The sequence below is a fragment of the Luteimonas cucumeris genome (assembly GCF_007830035.1).
Classification (GTDB): Bacteria; Pseudomonadota; Gammaproteobacteria; order Xanthomonadales; family Xanthomonadaceae; genus Luteimonas_C; species Luteimonas_C cucumeris.
In genome coordinates this window covers 173,956-191,032 of the sequence record NZ_VLKN01000002.1, presented here as the reverse complement: position 1 = coordinate 191,032, position 17,077 = coordinate 173,956, and the positions used below count along the sequence as shown (strand labels likewise).

Here is a 17,077-nt window from a genome sequence, read left to right as displayed (position 1 = left end):
GGGCGTAAGGCGCAATAACCGAAGGGCATTGCGCCGCATGATGTCCGGAGGTTGGCAGCATCCGGCGCACTACGCCTGCGGCTAATGCGCCCTACTGGTCTGATCTTCTTGTGGGGGCATGATGATCGAGAAACTTCTGGAGTTGGCTGACGGACGGCTGGTCGTCCCGTTGGTCGTCGTAGCGATTGGTGTTGCCTTGGCCAAGGGTGTCTTCAGCCTGACGCGCTCCCGAAGCCAGGATCGCAGGGACTTCCTGGATTTGTTCAGAGGTCACGATGCCCAAAGCGACCTGTGGGTAACCGTTGCGGTCCGGCATGTGTTCGGTGCCTACCTTCCGGCAACGCTTATCAGGCAATTGATGAGCAGCCCCCAGCCTGGTCGCGCACTACTCGAAGTTGCCGGCGCATGGGATTTTCTCGACATGGACGATGAAACCGGCCAGCTGACATGGCGACGAAAGCGGTTTCGGGTCGCGAGTGCGAGAAAGTTTGCGGTCCGAGCTCTTAATGTTCTGTATTTCGTACTCGCATCCATTTCGCTCTGGCTTGCATACCTCTGTGTAACAGGAGCCTTGGCAGGAGGAACGCTTTGGGCCGCGTGGGCCTACGCGATCATGAGCGGGTTCGCAGCGTTCGGTTGCCTGGCGTATGGAGACAACCTCAAGGATGCCGATAAAGCCGCACGAAGGTGGCTTGGCATGGCCTGAGTTGCGGAAGCCGTGAGGCGGGCATGTGCCCGCATAGGGCGCAATAACCGAAGGGTATCGCGCCGCATGGCTAGGAGGTTGTGACATCCGGCGCATCACGCCTGCGGCTATTACGCCCTACGTGGTCTGGCGCCGAGCGGCGAAACCTCGCATGCCCGCCTGGTTGATGCCGACGAAGAGGCGCCGATGGTCCATGACGGGCATGGACTGGGTTACCTGCAGAAGATCGCCCGTGACCGGAAGAACGTGTTCTCGGCGTTGATGGAGGCGGTGAAGACGCATTCGCGGGGGCAGGTCAGTCATACGTTGTAGGACGTGGGTGGGAGTATCGGCGGAATATGTAGCGGATTTAAAGCTTCTAGCAGTCAGGCAACGAGGGGGAGATATGCCTGGTGAATTTAGATTATCGAGGAACGCGCGCTTCTATGTTGGTCAACCGGATGACGCTGAAATAGCGGCTATCCTTGAAGCCGCGCGAGAGGGGGCTGTAGAAGACGTCGATGAGTATGCCGTTTTTAGGGTTAGTGTTGCAGGCCTCAATTATGTTTACTCCACGCTCGTTTTTTTGGTGGAACGTGAAGTTCACTTCCACAGCAGTCATGATTTGACAGACCGCATCTACGGTTTTGTGGTTATTGTCGAAATTGACGATCACATCGTGGTTCTAAAGAAAAACTGTGGCGACTTGACGGAAGCGCTCGACGAAAAGTTCGAAAAGATCGGTTTTGAAAGCCTTGCAGCTTCTGTGGACACGGAGACTGCTGAGTTCAAGAAAATAAATGTCCGCAACATGACGGTTTCTGAGCGGGCAATACGACTCCGGTCGTATGAAGCAATGGATCTGCGCGGAGTTATATCGTTGCATGCGGCGGGGCGTTCAATACCATCGTACTTGCGTGTCCAGGATGGAACGAGCATCAAGTCAGTTACCTTGGGTGCTGGCAGATTGGTTGAGTTTTCAGATCGACAAACTATCGACGAGATCGCGCTATGGGCACGGCAAGAGCTGGCTCGGATGGCGCGGGGCGCGCCTGCCGATGGATTCTTGAGCAACTTCGCACGTGCTGTTGATCTCGTGAGTGTAGAAATAGATCAGAAAATACTTCCAAGGTCGCTGCTCATTGAGACATCAGTTCTGCTTAACAAGATTGAGCTGGGTGCTATCAAGTTGTGCATAGAGAAGAAGAATGGTGGCTTAGCTGAGATTGTTGGCGTTGCCCGTAAATCACTACTGGAGTTGATATCTAAGGTTTATGAGTTTGACGATGAGGGTAAGGTCGTTGGTCATGAAGCGCATGCCTGGCTGAAGGGAAAACCTGGCCGAAAGAGTTTGACGATCCACGCCAAACTCCTGCAGCGCGTCAAGGTTCTAGGCGATGGTGCTGAAGCGATGACGTTGCAGAAGTTCATCCACAGAGATGGTGCCTACGCAATTTGCTTTGACGATCCGAAATACATGTACTTTGGAAAGCGATGTTTCATGGATGTATCTGGAAGCTCTGAAATAGAATCGCTACTTGGCTTGTTTGTTGAGAGGAGCGAGTTGGTAGATATGACCTCTGAAAAAGGAGCGTTTGTTGCCGCGCAGATAGATTTTGATGCCGGCAGCGTGTTCTCTGCCGTCGAGAAGATTCACGCGAAAGATGACTTCTTGTTCTGCGATGATTTGGGAAACGAGTGGGCGGACCACATATCCTTCAATAAGTCAGTTGGTGTTGTCCATTTCATTCACTCGAAACATGGAGATGTTTCTGCTTCTGCCAGCGCCCTTCAAGTGGTTGTCGGTCAGGCCATCAAGAACTTGGGGAACATGCACTTTTCGGTCGACCAGATGCTCGCGAAGTATGAAAAGTCGCTGCATGGCAAGGTCATAAAGGGTACGGCGATCCAGCGTGTTAGAAGACGATCTGGCCAGTTTCCAGCGTTCTTACGCCACCTAGTATCGAACTATGGGTTTGAGCGCGTGTGCGTATTGGCTTGTTCTTTTATATCTCTTGGTCAAATATCTAGAGAGCTTAGAAAGATAAAGTCTGGCTCACCGGTTACAGGAAACGTCACGCAGTTCTACTGGATAGTCTCTTCTTTCGCACACGCATGTAGGGATGTTGGCGTTATTCCCCGAATATATTGCCTGCCTTAAGGAAGTTATGGCTTGGGCCTGACTACCTGTGTTAGGTGGCTTGAGTCCGTGCGGCAGCCCGCGTAGGGCGCAACAACTGAAGGGCATTGCGCCGCATAGCTGTCCGGAGGTTGCGACATCCGGCGCTACGCGATCTGACGGCCCCGCGCGCAACAAAAAAGGGACGGAGGTAATTGAATCCTCTTATAGTCCCGCCCCTAGTTCGATCCTCAGAACGTAACCCGCGCGCGGGCGCCCAGGAACGCGGCGGTGCTGCGCGAGCGGTCTGCCGGGTCGATGACCTGGGCGTCGGCGGTGAGGACCAGGTTGTTTCCGATCGCGAAGCTGTAGAACGCTTCGATGCCCTGTTCGTCGCCGAGGTTGACGATCGGTGCGACGCCATCGCGCAGCACTTCGCTCATCGAGGTGCGGAAGTAGGCGACGCCGAAGCGGTCGGCGGGACGCGATGCGATCCGCGGATCGCCGGTAATGCCCAGGGACATGCTCCAGTTGCCCGGCAGCGGGTTGTCATCGACGTAGCTCAGTTGTCCGAAGACGCCCACGCCGCGTGACGGATCGTCCGGGTCCTGCCAGATGAACTGCTGGAACTGGTAGCGGGCGATGTAGCCACCGCGTGCCTCCCGGAACAGGACATCGCTATCCGGCGGCAGGAACAGGTAAGGCAGGTCATTGAGGTCAAAGCCGCGTTCCGTGGTCCAGGACAGCATCAGGCTCTGGAAGCCGCGTTTGCCGCGGACGTTCACCGGCTGGGTCAGCATCGCCATCCCGTTCACGCCGTCGCCGAACAGGTCGTCGGGCAGGGCGCGCCGGACCGCAGTGTGCGGGTCCCAGATCCCGAGCGTCACGATGGGGCCGGCGGTGGTCGGGATCCTGAGCAGGGCGCCGAAGATCGAGGGCGGCGTAGTGAAGGTCGGTGGCGCCGCCAGGGCAATGTTCTGGAACCCTTCGCGTCCATCGCTGCGGACGATGGGCGTGCTGCCCGCGTTGTCGATCATGTTGATCTTGCCCACCGTCAACGACGCGTCGCCGAAACGCTGGGTGATGTTCAGGGCCAGGTCGAAGCCTTCATCGTTGAGGCGGGGGAAGGCGAGTGCGGTATTGACCGGGAGAAGCATGCCCGTTCCCTGCGGCTCGACCGTGCGGCCATACCCGAACTCCGCATGCGCATTGACCGACAGCCCCGTCCACAGGCCGATGTCGGTGCCGGCGATTGTCGCGTATCCGTCGAACTTGCCGCCCAGCCTGGCGCGATCGTCGCCATCGCCGGCCACGGGCGAGGTGAGGAAGTTCGTCCACGACAGGCTGAAGTCCGAATCGGGCAGCAGGCGCCCGCGGGTCGCTTCCGGTTGCGGAATACCGTCCTCGCGCGCCAGCGTGTCCTCGACTGCACTGGAAGCCGAACGCTCGCCCGGCCCGGGCCTGTCGTTGCCGGTCGCGAAATACACCACGCCGGTGCCGGTCTTGCGGTCCAGCGACGGGCCGGCGAGCGGGGAATGGTCGTCGGCGAAGGCCGGCGTGGAGGCGAGCAGGAGCAGGTAGCCGAAGCGGCGCAGGAAAATGTTCATGCTGCGAGTCTAGACCAAGTGAAACAGGGGTCAGGTTCGACTTTCCCACGCCTCGCTGAGCGGCGAGGATGCTTTCCTCGGCCGACCCGTCTTCCCCGGTCCGACAGCCCGTCCCAGCTGCGCTTCGATCGCCGTGCGGAACCGGTCCGGGCCGTAGAGGTGCTGGCGCTGCACGTGCAGGCGGATCGCATCCGTTTCGGCGGCATCCACGCTTTCCCTCACCAGCCCGCGTAGGGCGCAATAACCGAAGGCATTGCGCCGCATGACTATCCGGAGGTTGTTGCATGCGGCGCATTACGCCTTCGACTAATGCGCCCTACGCGATCAGCGTCTTGAAGTGGTGGTCGAGCCGGAAAACGCGAATCCGCGTGCAACGGCCATGACGCGAACCGCGTTTCGCGTCCACGCATGTAATGCAGGATGTAACGAGACAGCGCTCACATCTTCGCCATCGGTAGCGGGTCGCAGTCGTTCGATTTACACGCGCCTTACCTGATTTTCACGATCGCCTCCGTGGCGCGTGCTCGAATGCATCCGTTCGATCCACCGCCAAGGGAGAGAAGAGATGAAGATGCGATCCGCCGCCATCGCTATGGCGTTTCTGTTGAGTGTCACTGGTTCGGCCCTGGCCGCTGTGGTTCACGTCAGCGGCAGTGGCCTGAGCTACGACCCCGGCCTTGCGATGGAAATGGCCCGCGCCGACGCCATCGCCAAGTGCGAGGCGCAGGCAGGCACGCCGCTCGAAGAGGTGTACACGCACATCAGCCGGAACAATTACTGGTCCGCGTCTTCGATCTGGACCTGCGAAGTCCCGTAAGGCCATTCGCAGGGCGGAACCCGCGCAGCGGATTCCGCCTTTGCCGGTCGGCGAGAGGGCATCGGCGGAATCTCCTTCGGGGGTTCCGCCATACCTCCATCTCAGGAAATTCCTACGCGTGGGCGCGCGATGCGCCGACGGCGCGGCCGGTCATGATCTCCGATCCTTTGCATCGCCCGAGGCGACCGCCCGGGCTCACTCATGCATATGGAGATTGCAGATGTCGCAGAACCTCATTTCCCTCACCCTCACCGACGAGCAGCTGGCGGCGGCGGACCAGGCGTTGACGCTGCTGGAAGACGCCTTCGCGCATCTGGTCGCACTGGACGGCGACGAGCGCAAAGGATTGAACCGGATGGGCGCCAAGTCGGAGCAGTTCTGCCGGCAGACGCTGGGCGTGCTGGTGCAGAACCCGCAGGTGGTGCCGGCCAGCATCGGCGTGGCCGGCGCCGTCGAGGATCTGGCGGCGCTGGATCGCCTGCGTCCGCGCCTGCAGCGGCTGAAGAAACTGGCCGAGCGCGCCGAGGATTCGGAAACGGCGCTGGGCAGCGACGTGATGTCGCTGGCGCTGGAGGGCTATGCGCTGCTGAAGGTCGCCGGGCGCAACCAGGGCCTTGAAGCGCTGCGCAGGGAACTCTCGGGGCGATTCAACAAGACCCGCCCGCCGACCGTGCCGCCGTCGGCGTCCTGATCGGCACATTTAGCGCCACCACCGGCGCTTTGTGCGCCGCGCTTCACCCGGAAAGCCGCTCCCGAGCGGCTTTCCGTCCTTCCGTCGGCGCTTTTTGCGCCTGCGCCGGCACAAAAAGCGCCGTCGCTGGCGAAAAAAGCGTCACGCACGGCACTTTCCCGGCTTGGGTTCAATGCGAAAAGCGCCTCCGTTGGCACATTCCGCGCCGCCGTCGGCACTTATCGCGCCAGCGCCGGCGCTTTTTTCGTCAGCGTCGGCGCTTTCCGGGCCGCAGACTGGGATCGATTCGCCTTCCGTTGGCGCTTTTTGTGCCGTCGCTGCCGCATTTTCGGCAGCGTAGGCTGGGTTGGCTTCATCAACCCAGCACATGACGGCCTCGGATGCTGGGTTGGTGGAGCCAACCCAGCCTACGGCCCAACCCAGCCTACGGTCCTTGTCCCGACAACCGGCCCAGGCTGGCTTCCGGCCAACACCTCACCACCCGTAGAAACGCGGCCAGGTCCGGACCTCGTCGCCGGGAAAGATGGCGTGGTACTCCGGGTGCTGCGCGGCCGTCGCGCAGGCGTGGTTCGGCAGGATGCGCAGGCGCGTGCCGACGGGGAAGCGTTCGGTGATGCCGTGGTCGATGCTATCGGCATGGCAGAGGATGCCGTGCTCCTGGTTGGCGCTGTCCATGACGTAGCCCGCGATGGGTGTCCCGTCCTCCATGCACACCTGGCCGTAGCCGAAGTCGTGCTTCTGTTTCTGCGTGCCGCGGTCGCGGCTCATGGCCATCCATCCGGCATCCACGATGGCCCAGCCCTTCTCCGGCTGGTGGCCGATGACCGTGGTGAGCACCGAGAGCGCGATCTCGTCCATCGTGCACACGCCTACGTTGAGCATGACCAGGTCGAAGAACACATAGACGCCCGCGCGCACTTCGGTCACGCCGTCGAGCGCCTGCGCCGACAACGCGGTCGGCGTCGATCCAACGCTCACGACGGGGCAGGGCAGGCCCGCCTGGCGCAGACGCTCGGCGGCGCGGACCGTGCCGTGGCGTTCCTGCTCGGCGGCCGCCCGCAGCGCTTCGGGCCGATCGTGGTCGTAACTCGACCCGGCATGTGCCATGACGCCGCCGAGGCGCGCGCCGCCGTCGTGCAGCGCGCGCCCGACTGCGAGCAACGCATCCCCCTCGGGCGGAATGCCGGACCGGTTCCCGTCCGTGTCGATTTCGATCCAGGCCTCGAACACCTCGCCATGCGCCTTGCCGAAGCGGGCGATCGCCTCCGCGCCGGCGACGCTGTCAGTGACCAGCTTCAGGTCGCAGCCCCTCCGTTGCAGCGCGAGTGCCCTGGGCAATCGGGCCGGGGCAATGCACACCGCATAGAGAATGTCGTCGATGCCGGCGTCGAAGAATTCCTCGGCTTCCTTCAGCGTGGACACGGTGATGCCCCGCGCGCCGGCGTCGAGCTGGGCCTGGACCACCGGCAGGCATTTGCTCGTCTTGACGTGCGGGCGGAACCTCACGCCCAGCCTGTCCATGCGTGCCTGCATGCGGTCGATGTTGCCCTGCATGCGGGGGACATCGACCAGGGCCGCGGGCGTGTCGAGGTCGGAAATATGGGTCATGGATACGGACTCCGCGCATGGGCTGCGAGCACTGTAGCGACCTGCGGCGGGTCGTGCTGGATGCTCGTGCCTCAAAAACGACATCAGGTGGAACGGGTCCCCCCACTTGCTCCCCACGATGCACAATGCAAGGCCTCGAGATCATCCCGGACGTGTCATGGACGCTGAAGCACTCATTTCCGCTGCCTTGCGCGAAGCGGGCTACGGGCCCGACACGATAGGCTCGGCGATGCCCAGGATCCTGCGCATCCTGGATTCGGAGGACGTGCGCATCGCCGTGGGCCGGACGTTGTCCCGCAAGGAACGCGAATACGTGCGTGTGCAGCTTGAACTCGGGCTCAGCGTGTCGGAGATCGTTGCCGGCCTGCAGCGTTGAGTGCGCGAAATGGTGTCAGCCCACGTAGGGCGCAATAACCGAAGGGCATTGCGCCGCATGGCTATCCGGAGGTTGCGACGTTCGGCGCATTACGCCTGCGGTTAATGCGCCCTACGGGATCAGCGTCGGCAGCATGACGACCGCAAGGAGGGCTTGAGCCCGCCTACAGAATCCGCGCGATGTCGCCTGTGTAGGGTGGGCCCCCGGCCCACCATCCGGACGCATGAAAGCAGCCCGCGTAGGGCGCAATAACCGACGGGCATTGCGCCGCATGGTTGTCCGGAGGTCGCGACATTTGGCGCATTACGCCTGCGGCTAATGCGCCCTACGGGATCTGCTTGCTTACCGACGGGGCGAAAAGCAGGTGGCCGCATCGGTTAACGTGTCCGGCACTCACCGCTACGGAGGCAAGACGATGCGCGATTCCGCCTGGTCCAGGCGCGACATCCTGGCAGCGATGGCGGCAGGCAGCGCCTGCACGTTGATGCCGACGATGCTGGCCGCGTGCGCGGCGCAGGAAGAAGGGGCGCGTGGCCTGGTCCTGCGCGATGTGCTGCTCGTCGATGGCAGCGGCCAGCCGGGACGGCGCACCGACGTGCTCGTGCGTGGCGAACGCATCGAGCGCATCGGCCGCGTCTCCGATCAGGACACGCGCGGACTGCGCATCGTCGAAGGCGGCGGTCGCGTACTGGCGCCGGGTTTCATCGACCTGCACACGCACGGCGATCCGCTCGAGAAGGCCTACACGCAATACCTGGCGATGGGTGTGACCACCATCGTGCTGGGCGAGGACGGCAGCAGTCCCGCGTTGCCCGGAGCGAACCATGCGGCCGACAGCCTGCCGTCGTGGATGGACGCCGTGGCCCGTGCCACGCCCGACATCAACGTCGCCACCCTGTCCGGTCACGGCACGTTGCGCCGTCGCGCTGGCATCGACGACGGCACGCGCCGCCCCAGCGATGCCCAGCTGGCGCGGATGCAGGCGATCCTCGAACAGGACCTGCGCGCCGGCGCGTTCGGCCTGTCCACCGGGCTGGAGTACGTGCCCGGGCGCTACGCGGAGACGCGCGAACTCGTCAGCCTCGGACCGGTGATCGCCCGCTTCGATGGCGTGGAGATGAGCCACATGCGCTCCGAGGATGCCGACGACGTGCGCGATTCCATCCGCGAACTGGTCGCCGCCAGCGGTCCGGCGCGTGCGCACGTCTCGCACCTGAAGATGGTCTACGGCAAGGGCGAGGCCGCCGCGGAATCGCTGCTCGCCTTCCTGCAATCGCTACGCACGCCCACGCAACCGCTCACCGCCGACGCCTATCCCTACGAGGCCAGCTACACCGGCGTCGCGATCGTGTTCCCGGAGTGGGCGCTGCCGCCCACCGACTACGCCGGCGTGGTGCAGTCGCGTCGCGACGAACTGCGCGCGTACCTGCAGCAGCGCATGGAAAAGCGCAACGGTCCCGGCGCGCTGCTGTTCGGCACCGGACCGCACGCCGGCAAGACGCTGGAACAGGTGGCGGCGGAGCAGGGCAAGCCATTCGCCGACGCGCTGATCGACATCGGTCCCGGCGGCGGACAGGCGGCGCACTTCGTGATGGACCGCGCGCTGCAGGACCGCGTGCTGCTGGATCCGCACGTGGCGCTGTGCACCGACGGCTCGCCCGGCGGCAGTCATCCGCGCTCGGCCGGAAGCTACGCCAAGTGGATCGAGGAATTCGTGGTCAGGCAGCCGCGCGTGGAGCTGGAGGAAGCGGTGCGCAAGGCGACCTCGCTGCCGGCCTCGATCCTGCGCCTGTCCGACCGCGGCACGATCCGCCCGGGTGCGAAGGCGGACCTGGTGCTGTTCGATCCGGCCAGGGTGCACGCGAAGGCCGATTACGTGCATCCGACCCTGCAGGCCGAAGGCTTCGACCTGGTGGTGGTGAATGGACAGCCGGCGTTCGAGAACGGCGAGGCGGTCGGGCGGTCAGGCCAGCTGCTGCGGCGCGGCACTTGAAGAGCCGTAGGCTGGGTTGGCTTCATCAACCCAGCACATGACGGCTTGACCCGGTCCGGATGCAGGGCGTAGGGCGCAATAGCCGAAGGGCATTGCGCCGTATGGCTATCCGAAGGTTGCGACATCCGGCGCATTACGCCTGCGGCCAATGCGCCCTACCTGGTCTTCATCAACCCGGCGCTTGACGGCTTCGGACGCTGGGCTGGTGGAACCAACCCAGCCTGCGGCTCGATCCGGTCCGGAGGCAGGATGTCGATTCCGATCCCCTCCGGGCGTCTTTCCTGTGACCACTCTCGAGGACTCTCTCCATGGGCAGGATCATCGTCGAACAGATCATCAGCGCCGACGGTTATGCGGCCGAGCCGGACGGCGGCATCGGTTTCTTCGAGAACGCCAGCAGCATCAATGCCGTCGACCAGGAACAGCTGCGCCTGCTGGGGTCGGTGCGCGCGATCGTGCTCGGCCGCCGCACCTTCGACATGTTCGCCGCGTACTGGCCGGACGCGGACCCGGCACGCGAGCCGGTCGCCGCGCCGATCAACGCCACGCCCAAGTACGTGGTGTCCAACACGCTGTCCTCGGCCCCCTGGGGCGGTCGCGGCGACACCGCCACCGTGCTGCGCGGCGACGGCGTGGCGTCGCTGCGCGAACTGCGCGCGCGGGTGGATGGCGACATCATCGTCTGGGGCAGCCTGACCCTGAGCGACGCGCTGCTGCGCGCGGGCGAGGTCGACATGCTGCGCCTGCGCATCGTCCCGCAGTTGATCGGCGCCGGACGTTCGTTCGCACCTGCGGACATCGGCCGGCGCGCGCTGGTACTTGAGCAGGCGAAGTCCTATCCGCCGGATGCGGTGGTGTTGCAGTACGGCTTCGCGCGATGAGCGCGTCGGGTGGGCCCCTGGCCAACTGGTGGAAGGCCAGCAAATTACGGCGTTTTCCGACAAGCGAAGGCGGTTACGCCCGACATCGGCTGCACGTACCCGCTCCGAGTCAGAACGGCTTCTCGGCCTTGTCGCTGCGGTACAGCTTCACGTGGGCTTCCCGTAGTTTGACTCTGGGTGCTTTCGCGATCTTGCGCCAATCGTTCAAAGCCTGCTGATCGCGCCAACACTCGAAGACGTTGATGCGCTCGGGGCCGACAGAATCGGCGCTGATCGACAGGTCAAGACAGCCGTCGTGCCGCCTTGCCCGTTCCACCATGCTGGCGAACGCTGCTACCGCAGCGTCGCGCTTGCCCGCTTCGGTGAGCGTATGGCCCGCGATGATGATCATGGACGCTTCTCCTTCGAGTCGCTACGGCATGCCAACAGTCATGCGTAAATGCGGTTATTCATCGCTAGCCGTTGCGCTGCGGACGGCGGCGGCTACGGCGTCGCCGCTCTTCACGTACCCGAACGCCTCCACGATCTGGCCGTCGCGCACGCGCATCACGTTCACGCCGCGAACCGACTGCGACATGCCGGGTCCGAAGCGGTAGCGCCAGAGAATGATGGCGCGGTCGTCGATGGCCACGATGTCTTCGTCGGCGAACTGGCTGTCGCGGCTATCGGCGAGCCTTTGCCAGAACTCCAGGCACGCTTGGCGGCCGAGATAGCGGGTGCCATCGGGGGCGGGTTCCACGCTTTCCATGACACAATCTTCTGCGATCAGGCCGTCGAGCAGGGACTTGTCGTGCTGCACGAAGGCGCGGTTGAATTGCTGCATGATTCACAATGTTCGGGATGTCGTGGTTTCCATGTTGTCTCCTTTGCAGTGCGATGTGCCTGAGGTGGGACGAGTGTGCCAAGGCGTGCCAGGCCGGGTTTGACCGAGAGTCCAGAGTTCTTTGCAGGATGGATGCACTATCGGAAGCCATGCGCGCGGTACGCATTACCGGCGCGCTCTTTTTCAACGGCGAGTTCTCCGCACCGTGGCGATTCGTCACTCCGGCGCAGGATGAGATCGGTCCCACGATTTCGCCGGATAGCGAGCGGCTGGTGCTGTTCCATCTGGTGACGGAAGGGCGGGCGACGGCTCGCACCGCCGGCCACGACGAGGTGGACCTGGAGGCCGGTGACATCGTCGTATTTCCGCACGGCGATGCGCATGAACTTTGGAATGGACGAACCTCCAGGTTGTTTCCCGGGACGCGCCTGCTTCCGAAGCTCGCGAACGGCGAGATGGCTGCCGAGAAATGGGGCGGCGATGGACCCGTGACCCGGATCATCTGCGGCTACCTGGGTTGCGAGCGTCACGCAGAAAGCCTGTTCCTGCGCGGCTTGCCTGCGTTGCTCAAGACGAATGTGCGCCGCAGCCCAGCGGGCGCATGGATCGAGAGCGCGATACGCCACTGCGCCAGCGAGGCGGAATCACAGCGGGCCGGTCGGTTGGCGGTTCTTGCCAAGCTGGCCGAAACCGTGTTCGTGGAAACGCTCTGCCGGTACATGGATGAGCTGCCGCCTGAGCGCACCGGCTGGTTGGCGGGCGCGCGCGACGCCAACGTCGGGCGCGCGCTTGCGCTGCTGCACCGTGACCCTGCGCGTGCATGGACACTGCCCGACCTGGCACGGGCGAGCGGCACGTCGCGCACGGTACTGGCCGAACGATTCGCCCAGCTCATGGGCGAATCGCTCCTCGCATATCTGGCGCGCTGGCGCCTTCAGCTCGGTGCACGTCTCTTGTTGAGCACGAACCGCAAAGTCCTGCAGGTCGCATGCGACGTCGGGTACGAGTCGGAAGCAGCGTTCAACCGCGCCTTCAGGCGCACGTTCGGCGCACCGCCGGCGCGATACCGACGGGAGCGCAAGGCTGGGCAACCAACGGCCGCAGAACCGTAGCGCGATGGGCCGGGGAAATCCCAGCCAGCGTGGTTCGGGTAAGCGAAGCGCAACCGGCTGCGACCTGTCCGCTGCGGCGCACCCGGCGTGCAGCCTTGGCCTTGCCCGGGTTACGGCATTGGCGATGCCCGCCCTACAGGCCTGGCGTATCGCGCGCGCATGGCATCGGGATCGCGAGCTACCATGGCCCCATGAATGAATTCGACGACACCTACTCGGGCGAAAACCTGCCGGCCGCCGGCATGCGCAATCCTCGTCCCTGGATCGCCTGCCTCGTCATGCTGCTGCTTGTGGCGCCGGCCTTCGCGCAGACCACCGATGCGCGCGATGACGGACGCGTGCGCGCTCGCGAACTGGGCGTGGCGCCGGGGATCTTCGCGCCGGGGCAGTGGAATGCGATCACCGATGTCGAAGGCGTGCGCGTTGGCCAGGTTTCGCTGGTGCGCGGCGACGGTGTGCGCACCGGCATCACGGCGGTCTTTCCGCATGCCGGCAATCCATGGTTGTCGCGTGTACCGGCGGCGGTGCACGTGGGCAATGGTTTCGGCAAGTTCGTCGGCACCACCCAGGTGGCCGAGCTGGGCGAGCTGGAAACGCCGGTGCTGCTGACCTGCACGTTGTGCGTGTGGAAGGCCGCCGATGCGATGGCGGACTGGATGCTGCGGCAGCCGGACATGCAGGACGTGCGTTCGATCAACCCGGTGGTGGGCGAGACCAACGACGGCGGGCTCAACGACATCCGCGCGCGGCCGATAGCGGCCAAGGACGTCTGGCGCGCGCTCGAAAGCGCGCGCAGCGGGCCGGTGGCGGAAGGCAGCGTGGGCGCCGGCACGGGCACCGAGGCGTTCGGCTGGAAAGGCGGCATCGGTACCGCATCGCGGGTGTTGCCGAAGGTACTCGGCGGATGGACGGTGGGCGTTCTTGTGCAGACCAACTTCGGCGGCGTGCTGCAGGTGCTCGGCGCTCCAGTCGGGCGCGAGCTGGGACGTTATGCGTTCCAGAATGTGCTTGAGGCAGCTCCCACGCCCGCCGCGGACAAGCCGACGGACGGACCCGCGGACGATCGCGGCGACGGCTCGGTGATCATCGTCATCGCCACCGATGCGCCGGTGGGCGATCGCAACCTGGGACGGATCGCCTCGCGCGCGATGATGGGCCTAGGCCGCACCGGCAGTTCGGCTTCCAACGGCAGCGGCGACTACGTGCTGGCCTTCTCCACCTCGCCCGACGTGCGCCGCACGGCCGGCGCCGCAACGAATCCGGCCGCTGAACTGGGCAACGATGCAAACAGCGCGCTGTTCCAGGCCACGGTGGAAGCCGTCGAGGAAGCCGTCTACAACTCGCTGTTCATGGCCACCACCGTCAGCGGCAATGGCAGCACCGTGGAGGCGATCCCGCTCGAGCGCGTGCGCGAGATCCTCGTGCGCCATGGCGTGGTGCCGTAACGGCGCATTCGTAGGGCGGAACCCGCGCAGCGGTTTCCGCCATTGGCGGTTCGCGAGAGCGTAAACGGCGCACCCTCCTTCGGAGGTTCCGCCCCTACGACCGCCTCGTCATGCCGCTTTAAACAACGGTGTGGCAGCCTGCAATGCCCCAGGCCGTGCCGCCTGCCCTGCGAAGGAGGAATCGTCTTGAAGATCGTGACCAGTCTCAGCTTCCGCGGCCAATGCCGCGAGGCGTTCGAGTTCTACGCGAAAGTACTGGGTGGCAAGATCACCGCCGCCCATCCCTACAGCGAAGCGCCGCCGGAAATGCAGATGAACGATGCCAAGTACAAGGATTGGCTGATGCATTGCTGGCTCGATATCGGCGACCAGGCGCTGATGGGGGCTGACATGGACAAGGAGTGGGCGCCCAACATCGACAAGCCCAAGAACGGCTTCGACGTCACCCTGCATACCGAAGATGCCGCACAGGCGCGCCGCTGGTTCGATGCGCTGAAGGAAGGCGGCAAGGTGGTGATGGATTTCTCCGAAACCTTCTGGTCGCCCGGCTACGGCAGCCTGGTTGACCGCTTCGGCGTGCCGTGGATGGTGAATACGATTCCGGCTGCGGATTCGAAGTAGGCAGGGACCGTAGGCCGGGTTGGCTTCATCGCCGGGCACTTGAAGGCATCTGAGGCTGGGTTGGAGGAACCAACCCCGCCTGCAGTTCTTGATCAGTGGGGCGCCTACGTCACCAAGTCCGCAGGCTCGCTGCGCATGGACAAGAGCGTCGTTATCCATCTAACTTGATGCGCTCAGTCCAATGGCCATGCGATACCCGCTTGTGGCCGAGGACTCGCTCACGATGGATCACTGATGACCTTCCTGATCTGCCTGCTGATTACAGTGGTGCTGGTTGAAGCCTTGCTCATGTTCCTGTGGAGTCGCAGCTACTTCAGCTGGGGCTTGCCTGTGTTCAAGCAGTGTATTGCGGCGCCGGCAGCGGCACTTTCCCATCTTCCGTTCAATTGGCTGGAAGGCGAGTATCCCCCGGCAAGCTGGGCGTCGATCGTGTTCGAGCCGCTGTCCGGAAACATGTGCGCCTTTCGCGAGAGCCTTTTGATGCCCAGGGGTCCAGGTTATCTGCCGATCATGCGCGGGCTGATCGTGGCTGACCGCCAGAGGCGCGAAATCCGGGTGATCGGGTGGTGCAACTGGAGTATCTTGCTGATTGCCGCGAGCCTTGTTCCGGCCCTGGTCGTGATGCCAGCCGTGGCACTGTTCTTCGTGGGTGTGCTGGGGGCCAGCTATCTCGTGCAGAGACGCAGGTTCCAGAACGTTGCGATCGCGGTGGGTGCACTGCTGGAGACCAACAAGGAATGGCCGCAACCGATCGGGCGAACGCCTCCGCCACCGGGGCCATAACGGCACACAGCCCACGTAGGGCGCAATAACCGAAGGGCATTGCGCCCCGCATGGCAATCCGAAAGTTCTGTGCATCCAGCGCATTACGCCTGTGGCTAATGCGCCCTGCGTTCACTTCATCGACCCGGCGCACGGCGGTTCGGGATGCTGGGTTGGTGGAGCCAACCCAGCCTGCGAGGCTGCACTCAGTCGGGGTGAAGGATGCGGAAGTCATGCGGTTGCGCCGGATCGCGATCGACGATCTGGACCGGCGGCCAGGCCCATTGCCAGACGTTGATGCCCGGCGTGCGCGAGAAGCGGATCTGGCCGCGCGTGCCTTCGACCGCGACGTGCGCCCAGTTGTCGGCGATGCGCGCGCGGTCCACGCCGTGCGACCGCAGCGCAGCTGCGAGCACGACGATCGTGTCGTAGCCTTCGAACGCGACGAAGGAGGGCGCTTCGCCGAGTTGCTCGCGCAGGGTTGCCTCGACGTGTGTAGCGAGTGGGCCAAGCTGTTGCGGCAGATAGCGCAGGAACGGAATCGCGGCGCCGTCGTCACCGAGCAGCGTCGCCCATTCGGCGAACTCCGGTTGTCCGGCCGGAGCGCCGATCAGTATCCCGGCAAGGCGCGGATCGTGGCGGACGGCCTTGACGATCGGCACGGCCGGCTCCGGATGGCCGACCAGAAGCAGCAGAGCGGTCGCGCGATGCTCGACGAGTGCATCGCATAGCGCCGCCGGGGTGAGCGCAGTCATGTCGAATTCGATGACGTCGCCGCCGTGCGGCGCGAGCTGCTCGCGCAGGATGCGTGCGCCGGAGGCCCAGTAGACGCTCGGCTGGGTCGCGACGGCGATGCGGTGGTGGCCGGCGCGCAGCAGGAAGTCCGCATAGATCCGCCAACCGTGCGACTGCGCCGGTGCGATGCGCGCGACCCATGAGGTGGGCTGTTCGGTGAGCGCATCGAGTACTGCCGACGAGCACAGGAACGGCAGGCCGAGCGCATCGGCCTTCGCGGCCGCGGCGCGGGCGACGACGCTGTGGTATTCCCCCGTCAGGGCGACCACGCCCAGGCGATCCAGTTCATCGACGGCTGCCGCGGCCTTCTGCGGATCGGCCGCGGTGTCGCGGACCAGCAACTCGAGTGCTTGTCCGGCGATACCGCCGGCGTCGTTGACCTCGCGAACGGCCAGTTCGAGTCCAGCGAGCAGATGCCGCCCTGCCTCGATCCAGCCGGGCCGGGTCAATGGAACCAGGGCGCCGATCCGTACGGCCGATTCGTTGGTGCGCGCTTCAGTGGACGACGGTCGTGAATTCATGCGTTCGCATTTCCAGTGTGACGATTCGGTTGTGGTTCCAGGACTGAGGAGTGAAGGTTCGTGGCGCGCAAGAGTAGCCGAGCCGCAAGGATGGAAGCAGTGCTCCGGCTTCCGGTGAGCGTGGAAGCGAGTGTGGGGCTGCCGCCATCCGCCACCAGCGACAAGGCCGGGGCACACTGACATCGTCTCCACCTTGTTTTGTGGACAATCGCGACGACACC

The 17,077-nt window shown here is 64.1% G+C and carries 18 protein-coding genes; 12 read left to right on the top strand and 6 right to left on the bottom strand.

The window, feature by feature from the left end:
- Positions 1-118 precede the first annotated feature (118 nt).
- From IP90_RS04000 to IP90_RS03995, 3 genes are all read left to right on the top strand, one after another.
- Positions 119-706, top strand: a complete 588-nt coding sequence (locus IP90_RS04000) for a hypothetical protein (RefSeq protein ID WP_206751902.1) — start codon at positions 119-121, stop codon at positions 704-706.
- A gap of 186 nt (positions 707-892) precedes the next feature.
- Entirely contained in the window at positions 893-1,018 is a 126-nt protein-coding gene (locus IP90_RS16905; protein WP_277874197.1) for a hypothetical protein, read from the top strand.
- 73 nt (positions 1,019-1,091) lie between these two features.
- A complete protein-coding gene (locus IP90_RS03995; RefSeq protein ID WP_144898340.1) occupies positions 1,092-2,846 on the top strand; it encodes a hypothetical protein in 1,755 nt (584 codons plus the stop codon).
- Between the two features lie 209 nt (positions 2,847-3,055).
- Here IP90_RS03995 and IP90_RS03990 read toward each other — a convergent pair whose 3' ends face one another.
- Together IP90_RS03990 and IP90_RS03985 are read right to left on the bottom strand one after the other, a co-directional pair.
- Positions 3,056-4,411 (bottom strand): carbohydrate porin, encoded by a 1,356-nt coding sequence (locus tag IP90_RS03990; protein WP_144898339.1) that lies wholly within the window; start codon positions 4,409-4,411, stop codon positions 3,056-3,058.
- 30 nt (positions 4,412-4,441) lie between these two features.
- Positions 4,442-4,675, bottom strand: coding sequence for a hypothetical protein (locus IP90_RS03985; RefSeq protein WP_144898338.1), 234 nt, complete (start codon positions 4,673-4,675; stop codon positions 4,442-4,444).
- A 301-nt stretch (positions 4,676-4,976) separates the two neighbouring features.
- On the opposite strand from IP90_RS03985, the gene IP90_RS03980 reads away from it, so the two are divergent.
- The gene (locus IP90_RS03980) at positions 4,977-5,228 is read left to right on the top strand and encodes a hypothetical protein (RefSeq protein WP_144898337.1); all 252 of its coding nucleotides are present in this window, start codon (positions 4,977-4,979) and stop codon (positions 5,226-5,228) included.
- 220 nt (positions 5,229-5,448) lie between these two features.
- Positions 5,449-5,919, top strand: a complete 471-nt coding sequence (locus IP90_RS03975) for a hypothetical protein (RefSeq protein ID WP_144898336.1) — start codon at positions 5,449-5,451, stop codon at positions 5,917-5,919.
- Positions 5,920-6,393: 474 nt separating this feature from the next.
- Here IP90_RS03975 and IP90_RS03970 read toward each other — a convergent pair whose 3' ends face one another.
- Positions 6,394-7,527: a DSD1 family PLP-dependent enzyme gene (locus tag IP90_RS03970; RefSeq protein WP_144898335.1), complete on the bottom strand. Its 1,134-nt coding sequence runs from the start codon at positions 7,525-7,527 to the stop codon at positions 6,394-6,396.
- A gap of 157 nt (positions 7,528-7,684) precedes the next feature.
- Between IP90_RS03970 and IP90_RS03965 the strand changes: the two genes are divergently transcribed.
- The 3 genes from IP90_RS03965 (at position 7,685) to IP90_RS03955 (ending at position 10,777) form a co-directional block, all read left to right on the top strand.
- Positions 7,685-7,903 (top strand): polyprenyl synthetase, encoded by a 219-nt coding sequence (locus tag IP90_RS03965; protein ID WP_144898334.1) that lies wholly within the window; start codon positions 7,685-7,687, stop codon positions 7,901-7,903.
- A gap of 415 nt (positions 7,904-8,318) precedes the next feature.
- Entirely contained in the window at positions 8,319-9,896 is a 1,578-nt protein-coding gene (locus IP90_RS03960) for an N-acyl-D-amino-acid deacylase family protein (protein WP_144898333.1), read from the top strand.
- Between the two features lie 308 nt (positions 9,897-10,204).
- Positions 10,205-10,777: a dihydrofolate reductase family protein gene (locus IP90_RS03955; protein ID WP_144898332.1), complete on the top strand. Its 573-nt coding sequence runs from the start codon at positions 10,205-10,207 to the stop codon at positions 10,775-10,777.
- A 109-nt stretch (positions 10,778-10,886) separates the two neighbouring features.
- On the opposite strand, the gene IP90_RS03950 is transcribed toward IP90_RS03955, so the two are convergent.
- Both IP90_RS03950 and IP90_RS03945 read right to left on the bottom strand, forming a co-directional pair.
- The gene (locus IP90_RS03950) at positions 10,887-11,168 is read right to left on the bottom strand and encodes a putative quinol monooxygenase (RefSeq protein WP_144898331.1); all 282 of its coding nucleotides are present in this window, start codon (positions 11,166-11,168) and stop codon (positions 10,887-10,889) included.
- 54 nt (positions 11,169-11,222) lie between these two features.
- Positions 11,223-11,600 carry a nuclear transport factor 2 family protein gene (locus IP90_RS03945; RefSeq protein ID WP_199753390.1) on the bottom strand — a complete coding sequence of 126 codons (378 nt, stop codon included), beginning with the start codon at positions 11,598-11,600 and terminating at the stop codon, positions 11,223-11,225.
- 128 nt (positions 11,601-11,728) lie between these two features.
- Here IP90_RS03945 and IP90_RS03940 point away from each other — a divergent pair, with 128 nt between their 5' ends.
- From IP90_RS03940 to IP90_RS03925, 4 genes are all read left to right on the top strand, one after another.
- Positions 11,729-12,712 (top strand): AraC family transcriptional regulator, encoded by a 984-nt coding sequence (locus tag IP90_RS03940; protein ID WP_199753389.1) that lies wholly within the window; start codon positions 11,729-11,731, stop codon positions 12,710-12,712.
- Between the two features lie 191 nt (positions 12,713-12,903).
- Positions 12,904-14,157 (top strand): DmpA family aminopeptidase, encoded by a 1,254-nt coding sequence (locus IP90_RS03935; RefSeq protein WP_199753388.1) that lies wholly within the window; start codon positions 12,904-12,906, stop codon positions 14,155-14,157.
- A 195-nt stretch (positions 14,158-14,352) separates the two neighbouring features.
- Complete coding sequence (locus tag IP90_RS03930; protein WP_242007495.1) at positions 14,353-14,778, top strand: VOC family protein; 426 nt, start codon at positions 14,353-14,355, stop codon at positions 14,776-14,778.
- 234 nt (positions 14,779-15,012) lie between these two features.
- Positions 15,013-15,561: a hypothetical protein gene (locus IP90_RS03925; RefSeq protein WP_144898329.1), complete on the top strand. Its 549-nt coding sequence runs from the start codon at positions 15,013-15,015 to the stop codon at positions 15,559-15,561.
- Positions 15,562-15,746: 185 nt separating this feature from the next.
- On the opposite strand, the gene IP90_RS03920 is transcribed toward IP90_RS03925, so the two are convergent.
- Positions 15,747-16,856 (bottom strand): ABC transporter substrate-binding protein, encoded by a 1,110-nt coding sequence (locus tag IP90_RS03920; protein WP_144898328.1) that lies wholly within the window; start codon positions 16,854-16,856, stop codon positions 15,747-15,749.
- Between the last annotated feature and the right edge of the window lie 221 nt (positions 16,857-17,077).

Excerpts from the sequence above, each read along its gene's own strand:
- IP90_RS04000 (WP_206751902.1), top strand. The coding sequence starts at position 119 with ATGATGATCGAGAAACTTCTGGAGTTGGCTGACGGACGGCTGGTCGTC.
- IP90_RS16905 (WP_277874197.1), top strand. The coding sequence starts at position 893 with ATGGTCCATGACGGGCATGGACTGGGTTACCTGCAGAAGATCGCCCGT.
- IP90_RS03995 (WP_144898340.1), top strand. The coding sequence starts at position 1,092 with ATGCCTGGTGAATTTAGATTATCGAGGAACGCGCGCTTCTATGTTGGT.
- IP90_RS03990 (WP_144898339.1), bottom strand. The coding sequence starts at position 4,411 with ATGAACATTTTCCTGCGCCGCTTCGGCTACCTGCTCCTGCTCGCCTCC.
- IP90_RS03985 (WP_144898338.1), bottom strand. The coding sequence starts at position 4,675 with ATGCGGCGCAATGCCTTCGGTTATTGCGCCCTACGCGGGCTGGTGAGG.
- IP90_RS03980 (WP_144898337.1), top strand. The coding sequence starts at position 4,977 with ATGAAGATGCGATCCGCCGCCATCGCTATGGCGTTTCTGTTGAGTGTC.
- IP90_RS03975 (WP_144898336.1), top strand. The coding sequence starts at position 5,449 with ATGTCGCAGAACCTCATTTCCCTCACCCTCACCGACGAGCAGCTGGCG.
- IP90_RS03970 (WP_144898335.1), bottom strand. The coding sequence starts at position 7,527 with ATGACCCATATTTCCGACCTCGACACGCCCGCGGCCCTGGTCGATGTC.
- IP90_RS03965 (WP_144898334.1), top strand. The coding sequence starts at position 7,685 with ATGGACGCTGAAGCACTCATTTCCGCTGCCTTGCGCGAAGCGGGCTAC.
- IP90_RS03960 (WP_144898333.1), top strand. The coding sequence starts at position 8,319 with ATGCGCGATTCCGCCTGGTCCAGGCGCGACATCCTGGCAGCGATGGCG.
- IP90_RS03955 (WP_144898332.1), top strand. The coding sequence starts at position 10,205 with ATGGGCAGGATCATCGTCGAACAGATCATCAGCGCCGACGGTTATGCG.
- IP90_RS03950 (WP_144898331.1), bottom strand. The coding sequence starts at position 11,168 with ATGATCATCATCGCGGGCCATACGCTCACCGAAGCGGGCAAGCGCGAC.
- IP90_RS03945 (WP_199753390.1), bottom strand. The coding sequence starts at position 11,600 with ATGCAGCAATTCAACCGCGCCTTCGTGCAGCACGACAAGTCCCTGCTC.
- IP90_RS03940 (WP_199753389.1), top strand. The coding sequence starts at position 11,729 with ATGGATGCACTATCGGAAGCCATGCGCGCGGTACGCATTACCGGCGCG.
- IP90_RS03935 (WP_199753388.1), top strand. The coding sequence starts at position 12,904 with ATGAATGAATTCGACGACACCTACTCGGGCGAAAACCTGCCGGCCGCC.
- IP90_RS03925 (WP_144898329.1), top strand. The coding sequence starts at position 15,013 with ATGACCTTCCTGATCTGCCTGCTGATTACAGTGGTGCTGGTTGAAGCC.
- IP90_RS03920 (WP_144898328.1), bottom strand. The coding sequence starts at position 16,856 with ATGAATTCACGACCGTCGTCCACTGAAGCGCGCACCAACGAATCGGCC.